This is a genomic window from Citrobacter sp. RHBSTW-00881 (assembly GCF_013728515.1).
GTDB classification, from domain to species: Bacteria; Pseudomonadota; Gammaproteobacteria; order Enterobacterales; family Enterobacteriaceae; genus Citrobacter; species Citrobacter braakii.
Genome location: NZ_CP056269.1, coordinates 4,977,108 through 4,990,547, shown reverse-complemented (window position 1 = coordinate 4,990,547; position 13,440 = coordinate 4,977,108). Strand labels below are relative to the sequence as shown.

The 13,440-nt window shown below is 53.1% G+C and carries 10 protein-coding genes; 7 read left to right on the top strand and 3 right to left on the bottom strand.

Features of this window, described 5'->3' with window-relative positions; translation table 11 throughout:
- Positions 1 to 75 precede the first annotated feature (75 nt).
- Complete coding sequence (locus tag HV311_RS23925; protein WP_131347343.1) at positions 76 to 1,500, top strand: MFS transporter; 1,425 nt, start codon at positions 76 to 78, stop codon at positions 1,498 to 1,500.
- Between the two features lie 53 nt (positions 1,501 to 1,553).
- On the opposite strand, the gene metJ is transcribed toward HV311_RS23925, so the two are convergent.
- Positions 1,554 to 1,871 carry a met regulon transcriptional regulator MetJ gene (gene metJ, locus HV311_RS23920; protein ID WP_003825168.1) on the bottom strand — a complete coding sequence of 106 codons (318 nt, stop codon included), beginning with the start codon at positions 1,869 to 1,871 and terminating at the stop codon, positions 1,554 to 1,556.
- A gap of 265 nt (positions 1,872 to 2,136) precedes the next feature.
- On the opposite strand from metJ, the gene metB reads away from it, so the two are divergent.
- Both metB and metL read left to right on the top strand, forming a co-directional pair.
- Positions 2,137 to 3,297, top strand: coding sequence for a cystathionine gamma-synthase (gene metB, locus HV311_RS23915; RefSeq protein ID WP_016155267.1), 1,161 nt, complete (start codon positions 2,137 to 2,139; stop codon positions 3,295 to 3,297).
- A 2-nt stretch (positions 3,298 to 3,299) separates the two neighbouring features.
- Positions 3,300 to 5,732 (top strand): bifunctional aspartate kinase/homoserine dehydrogenase II, encoded by a 2,433-nt coding sequence (metL, locus tag HV311_RS23910; protein WP_191220545.1) that lies wholly within the window; start codon positions 3,300 to 3,302, stop codon positions 5,730 to 5,732.
- Here metL and HV311_RS23905 read toward each other — a convergent pair.
- Positions 5,707 to 6,882, bottom strand: coding sequence for a cytoplasmic protein (locus tag HV311_RS23905; protein WP_191220544.1), 1,176 nt, complete (start codon positions 6,880 to 6,882; stop codon positions 5,707 to 5,709). The genes metL and HV311_RS23905 overlap by 26 nt on opposite strands.
- A gap of 133 nt (positions 6,883 to 7,015) precedes the next feature.
- Here HV311_RS23905 and HV311_RS23900 point away from each other — a divergent pair, with 133 nt between their 5' ends.
- Positions 7,016 to 8,572 (top strand): bifunctional metallophosphatase/5'-nucleotidase, encoded by a 1,557-nt coding sequence (locus HV311_RS23900; protein WP_137351777.1) that lies wholly within the window; start codon positions 7,016 to 7,018, stop codon positions 8,570 to 8,572.
- Between the two features lie 37 nt (positions 8,573 to 8,609).
- Here the strand turns inward: HV311_RS23900 and HV311_RS23895 are convergent, their stop codons facing one another.
- Positions 8,610 to 8,987, bottom strand: coding sequence for a carboxymuconolactone decarboxylase family protein (locus tag HV311_RS23895; protein ID WP_191220543.1), 378 nt, complete (start codon positions 8,985 to 8,987; stop codon positions 8,610 to 8,612).
- Between the two features lie 88 nt (positions 8,988 to 9,075).
- On the opposite strand from HV311_RS23895, the gene HV311_RS23890 reads away from it, so the two are divergent.
- The 3 genes from HV311_RS23890 to katG all read left to right on the top strand — a co-directional run bounded on the left by HV311_RS23890 (position 9,076) and on the right by katG (position 13,378).
- Positions 9,076 to 9,984, top strand: coding sequence for a LysR family transcriptional regulator (locus tag HV311_RS23890; protein WP_191220542.1), 909 nt, complete (start codon positions 9,076 to 9,078; stop codon positions 9,982 to 9,984).
- 157 nt (positions 9,985 to 10,141) lie between these two features.
- On the top strand, positions 10,142 to 11,029 hold the full coding sequence (gene metF, locus HV311_RS23885) for a methylenetetrahydrofolate reductase (protein ID WP_016155273.1): 888 nt from the start codon (positions 10,142 to 10,144) through the stop codon (positions 11,027 to 11,029).
- A gap of 168 nt (positions 11,030 to 11,197) precedes the next feature.
- Positions 11,198 to 13,378, top strand: a complete 2,181-nt coding sequence (gene katG / locus HV311_RS23880; protein ID WP_016155274.1) for a catalase/peroxidase HPI — start codon at positions 11,198 to 11,200, stop codon at positions 13,376 to 13,378.
- The last annotated feature ends 62 nt before the right edge of the window (positions 13,379 to 13,440 follow it).

Below are 13,440 nucleotides of genomic sequence, written 5' to 3'. Positions count from 1 at the left end.
TTCGTATCGATTTATTACGCTGAGCATCGGTATACGCATAGTTTGCGTGAATAATGTGTCTAAGGAGTTAACATCATGTCTAATGATGGAACAATGATCGGAAGCAATCAAAATATTGCCGTCAGGCCTTTCGGATTAAGAGATAAATTCGGTTATTTATGTGGTGACCTCGGAACCTGTTTTATTCTTGGACTGGTAAATAGTTTTTTAATGATTTATTACACCAACGTACTCGGTATTTCCGGTGTTATTGTTGGTTCACTCTATTTTGTGACCAAACTCTTTGATGCGTTTGTCGACGTTGGCGTAGGGCGCTTATGTGATACCTCTAAACTGACGGCTCATGGGCGATTTAACCCCTGGGTGCGCCGCATGAAGTACCCGTTTTGCATCATTGCGGTCGTTCTGTTCCTGCCGTTTGTGCATGATTTTTCTTATACGGCGAAAATTATCTACATCTGCTGTTCCTATTTTATTTACGGTTCGCTGTTATCGACAGTGAGTATTCCGTATGGCGCCATGTCTGCGGCGATTAGCTCGAATCCGGAAGATCGCGTATCGCTGTCAACCTGGCGCAGCGTTGGGTCCGCCATCGGTGGCGGGACAACCGGCTTTTTTATTCCGATCCTGATGTACACCACTCTGGTGGACGGAAGCCAGGTGATCTCTGGGCAGCATTTCTTCTGGATTGCCATTGGTTGTTCTGTGCTGGGGTTTATCTTTTTAACGTTGACCTGTCAGTTAACGACGGAACGCGTGCGGGTGGAAAGAAAAGAGAGCATGCCGGTTTCTGTGCTGCTAAAGGGGCTGATACGCAATAAAGCGCTAATTGTTTTAGTGGTTGTGGATCTGCTGATTGTGATTAATCAGGGGTTGTCTGGTACCAACATGACTTACCTGTTTAATGACTATTTCCATAACAAAGAGGCCATGTCCGTTGCATTGCTCTTCACCTTTGGCTCTCTGGTTTTGCTGGCACCCTCAGCATCCTGGCTCACGAAGCGCTTTGGTAAGAAAGAAGCCAGCGTAGGCGCGCTGCTCTTTGCGGTAGCCATGTATGTGATTATGTACTTCACCCACATTACCGACGCGAAGGTTTATTTGGTTTTCCTGTTCCTGGCGACGCTGGGAGCCGGGTTATTCAACCTGATGATTTGGGCGTTTATGACCGATGTGTGTGATTATCACCAGTATGTCACCGGAGATCGTGAAGATGGGACCGTCTATGGCGTGAACTTCTTCGCCCGCAAGGTTGGCCAGGCGTGCGCTGGGGCTATTGGCGGCTTTATGCTGGCCATCATTGGTTATCAATCTTCGTCAACGGGCGGCGCTGTGCAAACCAGCATTGTGCAGGAAAACATCTATACGATGGCGAATCTGTTACCGGCTTTATGCCTGTTTTTGGCAGCGGTCATTCTGATTTATTTCTATCCATTGAACCGTAAAGAGACGCTCAAAATGGAAGAAACATTGAATAAGCTTAATGGTATCAGTAAGTAACGTAGTGAGAAGCGGCGGGAGTAATCCCGCCTTTTCTCATCTGTCTTGAAAAATCAGTATTCCCACGTTTCCGGGTTGATACCCAGTTCACGCATGATTACCTTTGCTTCTTCCGGGATTTCATCGCTGCGCTCTTTACGCAGGTCGTCATCGTTGGGTAATGGTTGCCCGGTAAAAGCATGCAGAAACGCTTCACACAGCAGTTCGCTGTTGGTGGCGTGACGCAGGTTGTTAACCTGACGACGCGTGCGTTCATCGGTAAGGATTTTTAACACCTTCAGAGGAATGGAAACCGTAATTTTTTTGACTTGCTCACTCTTCTTACCGTGCTCAGCGTATGGGCTGATATATTCGCCGCTCCATTCAGCCATGAGATACCTAATCCTCTTTGTCATTAATATTGAGGCCAGAACCTGAGCCCGGACCATAATTGCGCGTAGTTTATCGTAGTGGCGTGGCCCTGACACGAAGTAAGCCGACGCAGATGTACGCTAATGCATATAATTTTAACGGCTATTTCCGGTTTGCTCAATCTATACGCAAAGAAGTTTAGATGTCCAGATGTATTGACGGCTATCGTAACTATGATTACTCTGGTGTCTGACTTTTCACCGACTCAGCCAGGATCTCCTCAATATGACGCGTAAACAGGCCACCATCGCAGTGCGTAGCGGGTTAAATGACGACGAACAGTACGGTTGCGTTGTCCCGCCGATCCACCTCTCCAGCACCTATAACTTTACCGGTTTTAATGAGCCTCGCGCCCATGACTATTCGCGTCGCGGTAACCCAACGCGTGATGTCGTTCAGCGTGCGCTGGCGGAACTGGAAGGTGGGGCGGGGGCAGTACTGACCAATACCGGCATGTCGGCGATTCATCTGGTGACTACGGTATTCCTCAAGCCTGGCGATCTGCTGGTCGCACCGCACGACTGCTACGGCGGAAGCTATCGTCTGTTTGACAGCCTGGCAAAGCGTGGCTGTTATCGCGTACTGTTTGTCGATCAAGGAGATGAGCAGGCGTTGCAGGCGGCACTGGCAGAAAAACCGAAGCTGGTGCTGGTAGAAAGCCCAAGCAACCCGCTGCTGCGCGTGGTGGATATCGCGAAAATCTGCCAGCTGGCGCGCGAGGCTGGTGCGGTCAGCGTGGTGGACAACACTTTTTTAAGCCCGGCACTGCAAAATCCACTGGCATTAGGCGCCGATCTGGTGTTGCATTCATGCACGAAATATTTAAACGGTCACTCCGACGTAGTGGCTGGTGTGGTGATAGCAAAAGATCCTGAAATGGTCACTGAACTGGCATGGTGGGCGAATAATATTGGTGTGACCGGCGGCGCGTTTGATAGTTATCTGCTGTTGCGCGGCCTGCGTACTTTGTCACCTCGTATGGAGGTGGCGCAACGTAATGCTCAGGCGATTGTGGATTATCTGCAAACTCAGCCGCTGGTGAAAAAATTGTATCACCCGTCATTGCCGGATAATCAGGGCCATGAGATTGCCGCGCGTCAGCAAAAAGGGTTTGGCGCGATGTTGAGTTTTGAGCTGGATGGTGATGAGCAAACGCTGCGTCGCTTCCTCGGCGGGTTGTCATTGTTTACGCTGGCGGAATCGTTAGGGGGCGTTGAAAGTCTGATCTCCCATGCCGCAACCATGACACACGCGGGAATGGCGCCAGAAGCGCGCGCTGCTGCCGGAATTTCGGAAACGCTGTTGCGTATCTCCACCGGTATTGAAGATGGCGAAGATTTAATTGCCGACCTGGAAAATGGCTTCCGGGCTGCAAACAAGGGGTAAACATGAGTGTGATTGCGCAGGCAGGGACGAAGGGTCGTCAACTGCACAAATTTGGTGGTAGTAGTCTGGCTGATGTGAAATGTTATCTGCGTGTCGCAGGCATTATGGCGGAGTACTCGCAGCCTGATGACATGATGGTTGTTTCAGCCGCAGGCAGTACCACTAACCAGTTGATTAGCTGGCTAAAATTAAGCCAGACCGATCGTCTGTCTGCGCATCAGGTTCAACAGGCGTTACGTCGTTATCAGAGTGAGCTTATCAGCGGTTTGTTACCTCCTGAGGTGGCGGATGGGCTGATCGGCGCGTTTATTCACGATCTGGAGCGTCTGGCTGGGTTACTCGACAGCGGCGTGAATGATGCCGTCTATGCTGAAGTCGTCGGGCATGGCGAGGTGTGGTCGGCGCGTTTGATGTCTGCCGTCCTTAACCAACAGGGGCTGAAGTCAGCCTGGCTGGATGCGCGCGATTTTTTACGTGCCGAGCGCGGCGCTCAGCCGCAGGTGGATGAAGGTCTTTCTTACCCATTGCTGCAGCAACTGCTGGCGCAGCATCCGGGCAAACGCCTGGTCGTTACCGGTTTCATTAGCCGCAGCAACGCCGGTGAGACGGTACTGCTGGGGCGTAACGGCTCTGACTACTCGGCGACGCAGGTTGGCGCGTTGGCGGGGGTTTCCCGCGTAACCATCTGGAGCGATGTGGCCGGGGTTTACAGCGCGGATCCGCGTAAAGTAAAAGATGCCTGTCTGCTGCCGCTGCTGCGTCTGGATGAAGCCAGCGAGCTGGCGCGTCTGGCGGCTCCGGTTCTCCATGCCCGCACCCTCCAGCCGGTTTCCGGCAGCGATATCGATCTCCAGTTGCGTTGTAGCTATACGCCGGAGCAGGGATCGACGCGTATTGAACGCGTGCTGGCTTCCGGTACCGGGGCACGTATTGTGACCAGCCATGACGACGTTTGCCTGATTGAGTTTCAGGTTCCCACTGGCCAGGACTTTAAACTGGCCTATAAAGAGATTGATCAGATTTTAAAACGCACCCAGGTGCGTCCGCTGGCAGTGGGTGTGCATCCTGACCGCCAGTTGCTGCAATTTTGCTATACCTCCGAAGTCGCTGATGGCGCACTGAAAATTCTGGATGAAGCTGGCCTGCCGGGCGAACTGCGTCTGCGCCAGGGGCTGGCGCTGGTGGCGATGGTTGGGGCGGGCGTCACCCGTAACCCGCTGCACTGCCATCGCTTTTGGCAACAGCTGAAAGGTCAGCCGGTCGAATTCACCTGGCAGTCGGAAGAGGGCATTAGCCTGGTCGCCGTATTGCGTACCGGGCCAACGGAGAGCCTGATTCAGGGTCTGCACCAGTCAACCTTCCGCGCGGAAAAACGCATTGGTCTGGTGCTGTTCGGCAAAGGTAACATTGGGTCGCGCTGGCTGGAGCTGTTTGCCCGCGAGCAGAGCACGCTCTCGGCGCGTACCGGATTAGAGTTCGTGCTGGCAGGAGTGGTTGATAGTCGCCGTAGCCTGCTGAATTACGAAGGGCTGGATGCCAGTCGCGCGTTGGCCTTCTTCGATGACGAGGCGGTAGAACAGGATGAAGAGTCATTGTTCCTGTGGATGCGTGCCCACCCGTATGATGATTTAGTGGTGCTGGACGTCACTGCCAGCGAGCAGTTGGCGGAGCAGTATCTGGATTTCGCCAGTCATGGCTTCCACGTTATCAGCGCCAACAAGCTGGCGGGGGCGAGCAGCAGTAATAATTACCGCCAGATTCATGACGCCTTTGAAAAAACCGGTCGTCACTGGCTGTATAACGCCACCGTCGGCGCAGGCTTGCCGATCAACCATACCGTGCGCGATCTGATTGATAGCGGAGATACTATTCTGTCGATCAGTGGGATCTTCTCCGGCACGTTGTCGTGGTTGTTCCTGCAATTTGATGGCACGGTCCCGTTCACCGATCTGGTGGATCAGGCGTGGCAGCAGGGTCTGACTGAACCTGATCCGCGCGTGGATCTTTCCGGCAAAGATGTGATGCGCAAGCTGGTGATTCTGGCGCGTGAAGCGGGTTACGACATTGAACCGGACCAGGTGCGCGTAGAGTCGCTGGTGCCTGCGCACTGTGAAGCAGGTTCTATTGACCATTTCTTTGAAAATGGCGATGAGCTGAACGAGCAGATGGTGCAACGCCTGGAAGCGGCACGTGAAATGGGATTGGTGCTACGCTATGTGGCGCGTTTTGACGCTAACGGTAAGGCACGCGTTGGCGTTGAAGCGGTACGCCCTGAGCACCCGCTGGCGGCACTACTGCCGTGCGATAACGTGTTCGCCATTGAAAGCCGTTGGTATCGTGATAACCCGCTGGTCATTCGTGGACCGGGGGCGGGCCGCGACGTGACCGCCGGGGCGATTCAGTCTGATATCAACCGCCTGGCGCAACTGCTGTAGTTTTTGTTGCCGGATAACATGTGTAAACATCGCCCTCAATGAGGGCGTTGTATTTATCTGCCAGCGACCTTATCGCCTGAAACACCGAATGGGCAGAGTAACGGGTACTTTGCTGAAATTCTGTCTGTTGCCGCAACCAGGCGAGAAAATGATGGCTTGCCGCCAGGGTTATTGACGCGCTTTCTTCAACCCGCCCCTGCGTTAACAAACACACCATTTTACGCATATCGCCTCGTTGCCAGATTTGCCACTGATTTCGCCACCATCCCTGATACGTTTTACCCAGCAATTGCCAGGGCAGCGTGCGCTGATCGCTATTCATTTCTTCATCAATAAACCACAGCGAGGCGCGATGATGGCGAAACTGTTCCGCCCATGCGGTAATCGCTGCGCCGCGCAGGAAGCATTCGTGGGCAATAATATGGGTTTTTACCTCTGGCCACAGATGGCTCAGCAGGCGGAAATGCCCATGGGCAGTAATGACCGGGCGTAAAATCGCGCCGCTGGCGTTCCGTTTGAGTATGGCGCTGCCGTACTGGATTTCATCAAACTGGCTGCGGCGTAAAAACTGGGTTTCCCGCTGACTCACTCGCTCAATGATATCGTCGTGAATGACTGTTGGCTCAGCGGTGCCACGCCAGCGGTAAAGCAATGATATGCCGGCAGTGTGCGGCGTGAAGTTGCTGGAAATATGCAGAACATTGCCGCGAATAGCGTCAAAAGAGAGTAATACATAGAGTTGCTGGCCTGCTCTAACGCCCTGAAAAGGGACGAGCAAGGGAATCGTCGCTATTTGTTCTGGCAAAACGATGCTGGTGGGAGGCGCCTGCTTTGGTGTCCACACTTTTTTGCAGTTTCGGCACTGGACGCGCTGGCTGCCCTGGGGATTATGCCCATAGCGGATGATTTCTCGTTGGTAGCAACATGGGCAAAACTGACCACGATTAGCGGCAAAATCCGCTAAATATGCCGACAACCAGCAACGGAACTGTTCCTCATCAAACAGCGGTGGAAGGCTGCCGCATGCCCGACAATGCAGTGCGGCATAACCCAGCCGATATTCTGGCCAGCTGTAATCAGCTGAACTCGCCAGCCCCAGATTTTTGCAGCCAAAGGATTTGCAACAATTGATAGTGAACAGTGACGTCATCCTGTTACCAACGATTTTTAATGGTCATTGATTTTGGCCTGCAACTATCACCGATGGATGTGAGTTTTCTCACATAAAAAAACCTTTCAGAACGTAACGTAGCGAATCTTTATATGACTGAAAGGGATTGGTTATGAAGCTAAAAATGCTTGCTGTCGGTGTTCTGGTATCTTTGCCGCTCTGGGCGAGTGCCAAAGATGTCACGATTATTTATACCAACGATCTCCATGCCCATGTCGAACCTTATAAAGTGCCATGGATTGCCAATGGCACACGAGATATTGGCGGTTGGGCCAATATCTCGGCGATGGTGAAGCAGGAGAAAGCGAAAAATAGCGCCACCTGGTTTTTGGATGCTGGCGACTATTTTACCGGGCCATATATCAGCAGCCTGACCAAGGGGAAGGCGATTATCGATATCATGAACACCATGAATTTTGACGCTGTCACCATGGGTAATCATGAATTCGATCACGGTTGGGACAATACGCTGCTGCAGCTGAGCCAGGCAAAGTTTCCGATCGTGCAGGGCAACATCTTTTACCAAAACAGCAGCAAAATGTTCTGGGATAAGCCTTACACCATTATTGAAAAAGATGGCGTGAAGATTGGCGTGATTGGCCTGCACGGCGTGTTTGCTTTTGATGATACGGTTTCCGCTGCGACACGTGTCGGGATCGAGGCGCGGGATGAAGTGAAGTGGTTGCAACGCTATATTGATGAGCTGAAAGGCAAAGTCGATCTCACCGTGGCGCTGATCCATGAAGGCACGCCAGCGCGTCAGTCCAGTCTGGGGGGCACCGATGTACGCCGTGCGCTGGATAAAGACATCCAGACCGCAGGCCAGGTGCAGGGGCTGGACATCCTGATCACCGGTCATGCGCATGTGGGCACGCCGGAGCCGATTAAAGTAGGTAACACCCTGATTCTGTCTACCGACAGCGGCGGCATTGATGTGGGTAAACTGGTGCTGGATTACCAGCAAAAACCGCATCAATTTACCGTGAAGAACTTCGAGCTGAAAACCATTTTTGCTGATGAGTGGCAGCCAGACCCGCAGACGAAACAGGTCATTGATGGCTGGAATAAAAAGCTCGATAAAGTGGTGCAGCAGACGGTTGCCAACGCGCCGGTTGAGCTGACGCGTGCTTACGGTGAATCTTCTTCGCTGGGAAATCTGGCGGCAGATGCGTTGCTGGTTGCGGCGGGTAAAGATACCCAGTTAGCGCTCACTAACTCGGGCGGCATCCGGAATGAAATCCCTGCTGGAGTCATCACCATGGGCGCAGTCATTAGCACCTTCCCGTTCCCGAATGAGCTGGCAACCATGGATCTCACCGGGAAGCAGTTACGTAGCCTGATGGAGCACGGCGCGGGTTTAAGCAACGGTGTATTGCAGGTGTCCAAAGGACTGGAGATGAAGTATGACAGCAGTAAACCGGTTGGTCAGCGGGTTAGCGTATTGACGTTAAACGGCAAACCCATTGAGGATGCCACGGTTTATCACATTGCCACCAATAGCTTCCTGGCGGACGGCGGTGATGGTTTCACGACATTTACTGAAGGTAAAGCGCGTAACACATCCGGCGGTTACTATGTCTCTAATGCGGTCGTTGATTATTTCAAAGCGGGAAATACGCTGACGGATGAGCAACTCAAAGGCATGCGTGTGGAAGATGTGAAACCGTAGTGAGGTCAGGCCAGCAGATATTCCGCTGGCCTTTGTTTTAACCTCTGTGGGAGGCAAACACCTCTTTTGCAGCGAACAAACCGTTGAGTGTTGCCGGGAATCCCGCATAAACAGCCATCTGCATCATCACTTCAATAATCTCTTCCTGCGTTAAGCCAACGTGCAGCGCGGCGGCGATGTGTACCTTAAGCTGCGGTGCGGCGTTACCCATGGCGGTGAGCGCGGCGACGGTGGCAATTTCTCTACTGCGTAAATCCAGCCCCGGCCTTGAATAGATGTCGCCAAAAGGAAATTCAATCAGGTATTGGGCGAAGTCTGGCGCAATATCCTGCAGACTTTCGACTACCGCATCTCCGCCTTTTCCATCAACCTGTTGCAGCATTCTCTGACCGGTTAAATAGCGTTCTGAATCCATGATAATCACCTCGTGAGTTCGTGTACGGCATGAGGATAGAGCGTGCGGAATGATTGGGGTAATACCGTTTCCGTGATACCTTTTCGGTATGACAACATCGCCTTTGCACTCTCTGGATATCCGCCTTCTACGCTATTTTTCCGTGGTGGCGGAAGAGAACAACATGAGTCGAGCGGCGCTGCGTTTATTTATGTCGCAGCCGCCGCTGAGTCGCCACATTCGCCAGCTTGAAGAGCGCCTGGGGGTGACGCTTTTTGTCCGTCATACCCGTGGACTTACGCTGACGGAGGACGGCCAGCGCGTACTTGAAATCGTGCGCCCGCTATTGGCGCTACAGGATAAAACCTGGGCGGCGTTGAGTCAGATAGCGAAGACGGGAGAGCAATCTCTGCGCTTAGGGCTAAGTACGGCGTTTGAGCAGGGCGTTTTTGCGGCGCTTGAGTCGCAGCTTGCTACGCGTGTACAGAAGCTACATATTGTCCGTCATGGTTCGCCTGAACTGGCGCGTCAGGTGCGTCGGGGAAAACTGGATGCAGCGCTGGTGGCGCTACCGCTTGAGAATTCGGGTCTTAGCGTCACGCCGCTCGGCTGGCAAGAATCGATGATTGCCGCATTACCCGCGCTCTGGCCAGAGGCGGCTCTGCCTTCGCTCTCGTTAACGTCGCTGAACCACCGACCGCTGTTCTGGTTCAAACGTGAACGTAACCCTGCTTTTTTTGATTACACTCGACACATTTTTCGTCGTGCCGGTTACTCTCCTGCCCTTATTGAGGAGCCGATGGAACATGATGTGCTGCTGGCACGGATCGCGCAGGGTGACGGTCTGAGCCTGGTTCCGGCCTCCTTTTCCGCTATCCAGCGTCAGGGCGTGATCTTCCTTCCGCTTACTGATACAGAATTGCGGCTTAGCATGGGGTTAGCGACGCTGCCTGAGAACGTAACAAAAGTAGAGTGGCTACAGACGGTCGCGACGCAATCTCTCACCATTTCAAGCTGATGTGAATTTTTTTCACGTTGGCTGAGTATTCCTCACCTTTAACGATGATTTTTGTGTTGACGCCAGCATGCTTTTCCGTCATTTTTACATCTAGACGTCTAAACGTATAGCAGTTCACAACACAACATATAACGACAAAAGATTGATGAGGTAAGGTATGAGCTTTTTTCACGCCAACCAGCGGGAAGCCCTGAATCAGAGCCTGGCAGAAGTGCAGGGTCAGATTAACGTTTCGTTTGAGTTTTTCCCGCCGCGCACCAGTGAAATGGAGCAAACCCTGTGGAACTCCATCGATCGCCTGAGCAGCCTGAAGCCGAAGTTTGTTTCAGTTACTTACGGTGCAAACTCTGGTGAGCGCGACCGTACGCATAGCATTATTAAAGGCATTAAGGATCGCACTGGTCTTGAAGCGGTCCCGCACCTGACATGCATTGATGCGACCCGTGATGAGCTGCGTACCATTGCTCAGGACTACTGGCATAACGGTATTCGTCATATTGTTGCCCTGCGCGGTGATCTGCCGCCGGGAAGCGGTAAACCGGATATGTATGCTTCCGACCTGGTGACTCTGCTGAAAGACGTTGCAGACTTCGATATCTCCGTTGCGGCTTACCCGGAAGTGCACCCGGAAGCGAAAAGCGCTCAGGCGGATTTGCTGAACCTGAAGCGTAAGGTTGATGCCGGTGCAAACCGCGCGATCACCCAGTTTTTCTTCGATGTAGAAAGCTATCTGCGCTTTCGCGATCGCTGCGTGTCTGCGGGAATCGATGTGGAAATTATTCCGGGCATCCTGCCGGTATCTAACTTTAAGCAGGCGAAAAAATTTGCTGACATGACCAACGTCCGCATTCCTGCGTGGATGTCGACCATGTTTGATGGTCTTGATGATGACGCGGAAACCCGCAAGCTGGTGGGCGCGAATATCGCCATGGATATGGTGAAAATTCTCAGTCGCGAAGGGGTGAAAGATTTTCACTTCTATACCCTCAACCGTGCCGAGATGAGCTACGCTATTTGTCACACACTGGGTGTAAGACCTAACTAAACAGATGCCCCAGCCCTCTACGGAGGGCTTTTTGTTGATCATTTTGATCTACATCTCTGCAACTTAAAATATAAAAGGAATTAGCTATCGAATCTGTGGGTTATTTCGACTATATCTTATCTCTGGTGGTGTATATCGTAGTCAGAACACTGTAAAGGGAGCATATAGATGAGCATGTCCGACGATAGCCAAAACGCATCAACTGCCGGTAAGTGTCCTTTTCATCAAGGCGGTCACGATCAGAGCGCGGGAGCAGGAACGAATAACCGCGACTGGTGGCCAAATCAACTCCGCGTTGATCTTTTAAACCAACATTCCAACCGTTCGAACCCGCTGGGTGAGGACTTCGACTACCGCAAAGAGTTTAGTAAACTCGACTATTCTGCCCTGAAAGGGGATCTCAGAGCCCTTCTGTCCGAATCTCAACCGTGGTGGCCCGCTGACTGGGGAACCTATGCCGGATTGTTTATCCGCATGGCATGGCACGGCGCGGGAACCTATCGCTCTATCGATGGACGCGGTGGAGCGGGTCGCGGACAGCAGCGTTTTGCACCACTGAACTCCTGGCCGGACAACGTCAGCCTGGATAAAGCGCGTCGTCTGCTGTGGCCAATCAAGCAGAAATATGGTCAGAAAATTTCCTGGGCCGACCTGTTTATCCTCGCGGGTAACGTGGCGCTGGAAAACTCAGGTTTCCGTACCTTTGGCTTTGGTGCCGGTCGTGAAGATGTCTGGGAACCGGATCTCGACGTAAACTGGGGTGATGAAAAAGCCTGGCTGACTCACCGTCACCCGGAAGAGCTGGCAAAAGCGCCGCTGGGCGCCACCGAAATGGGCCTTATTTATGTGAACCCGGAAGGGCCGGACCATAGCGGCGAACCGCTTTCTGCGGCAGCGGCTATTCGCGCGACCTTCGGTAACATGGGGATGAACGACGAAGAAACCGTGGCGCTGATTGGCGGCGGTCATACGTTGGGCAAAACCCACGGCGCAGCAGCGGCATCGCACGTTGGCGCCGATCCAGAATCCGCACCGATTGAAGCGCAGGGCCTGGGCTGGGCCAGCAGCTACGGTAGTGGCGCGGGCGCGGATGCAATTACTTCCGGTCTGGAAGTGGTGTGGACGCAGACGCCTACCCAATGGAGCAATTATTTCTTCGAGAACCTGTTCAAATATGAGTGGGTGCAGACTCGCAGTCCGGCAGGCGCGATTCAGTTTGAAGCGGTTGACGCGCCAGAAATTATTCCCGATCCGTTTGATCCGTCGAAAAAACGCAAGCCGACGATGCTGGTTACCGACCTGACGCTGCGTTTCGATCCTGAGTTCGAAAAGATCTCTCGCCGTTTCCTGAACGATCCGCAAGCGTTCAACGAAGCGTTTGCCCGTGCGTGGTTTAAACTGACGCACCGCGATATGGGGCCAAAATCGCGTTACATTGGCCCGGAAGTGCCAAAAGAAGATCTGATTTGGCAAGACCCGCTGCCGCATGCGTTCTTCAACCCAAGCGAAGAAGATATCCTGAAGCTGAAGGCGACCATCGCTGCTTCCGGACTGTCCGTGGGCGAACTGGTATCGGTAGCGTGGGCTTCGGCATCGACTTTCCGTGGCGGGGATAAACGTGGCGGCGCTAACGGTGCGCGTCTGGCGCTGGACCCACAACGCGGCTGGGATGTGAATGCCACTGCGGCACGCGTTCTGCCTGTGCTGGAAGGTATTTATAAGTCTGCCCATACTGCCTCGTTGGCCGATATTATCGTGCTGGCCGGTGTTGTCGGTATCGAGCAGGCGGCTAGCGCTGCGGGTGTCAGCATCAAGGTACCTTTTGCGCCGGGTCGTGTGGATGCGCGTCAGGATCAAACGGATATTGAGATGTTTGAACTGCTTGAGCCGATTGCCGATGGTTTCCGTAACTACCGCGCTCGTCCTGACGTGTCGACCACCGAGTCGCTGCTGATCGACAAAGCGCAGCAGTTGACGCTAACCGCACCGGAAATGACCGTGCTGGTGGGCGGTATGCGCGTACTGGGCACCAACTTTGATGGTAGCCAGCACGGCGTCTTTACCGATCGCCCTGGCGTACTCAGCACTGACTTCTTCGTCAATCTGCTGGATATGCGTCATGAGTGGAAGGCGGTTGATGAGTCACAAGAGCTGTTTGAAGGTCGTGACCGTTCGAGCGGCGAAGTAAAATACACCGCAACTCGCGCCGATCTGGTGTTTGGTTCTAACTCTGTACTGCGCGCAGTGGCTGAAGTTTATGCCTGCAGCGATGCTCACGAGAAGTTCGTGAGAGATTTCGTTGCCGCATGGGTGAAAGTGATGAACCTGGATCGTTTCGATCTGCTGTAACAGACCATGCCGGATGTCGCTTGTGCGGGTCCGGCATAGTATGAACAAAAAATCCCCGCAAT

Excerpts from the sequence above, each read along its gene's own strand:
- katG (WP_016155274.1), top strand. The coding sequence starts at position 11,198 with ATGAGCATGTCCGACGATAGCCAAAACGCATCAACTGCCGGTAAGTGT.
- HV311_RS23895 (WP_191220543.1), bottom strand. The coding sequence starts at position 8,987 with ATGGATTCAGAACGCTATTTAACCGGTCAGAGAATGCTGCAACAGGTT.
- metJ (WP_003825168.1), bottom strand. The coding sequence starts at position 1,871 with ATGGCTGAATGGAGCGGCGAATATATCAGCCCATACGCTGAGCACGGT.
- metB (WP_016155267.1), top strand. The coding sequence starts at position 2,137 with ATGACGCGTAAACAGGCCACCATCGCAGTGCGTAGCGGGTTAAATGAC.
- metF (WP_016155273.1), top strand. The coding sequence starts at position 10,142 with ATGAGCTTTTTTCACGCCAACCAGCGGGAAGCCCTGAATCAGAGCCTG.
- HV311_RS23890 (WP_191220542.1), top strand. The coding sequence starts at position 9,076 with ATGACAACATCGCCTTTGCACTCTCTGGATATCCGCCTTCTACGCTAT.
- HV311_RS23905 (WP_191220544.1), bottom strand. The coding sequence starts at position 6,882 with ATGACGTCACTGTTCACTATCAATTGTTGCAAATCCTTTGGCTGCAAA.
- HV311_RS23925 (WP_131347343.1), top strand. The coding sequence starts at position 76 with ATGTCTAATGATGGAACAATGATCGGAAGCAATCAAAATATTGCCGTC.
- metL (WP_191220545.1), top strand. The coding sequence starts at position 3,300 with ATGAGTGTGATTGCGCAGGCAGGGACGAAGGGTCGTCAACTGCACAAA.
- HV311_RS23900 (WP_137351777.1), top strand. The coding sequence starts at position 7,016 with ATGAAGCTAAAAATGCTTGCTGTCGGTGTTCTGGTATCTTTGCCGCTC.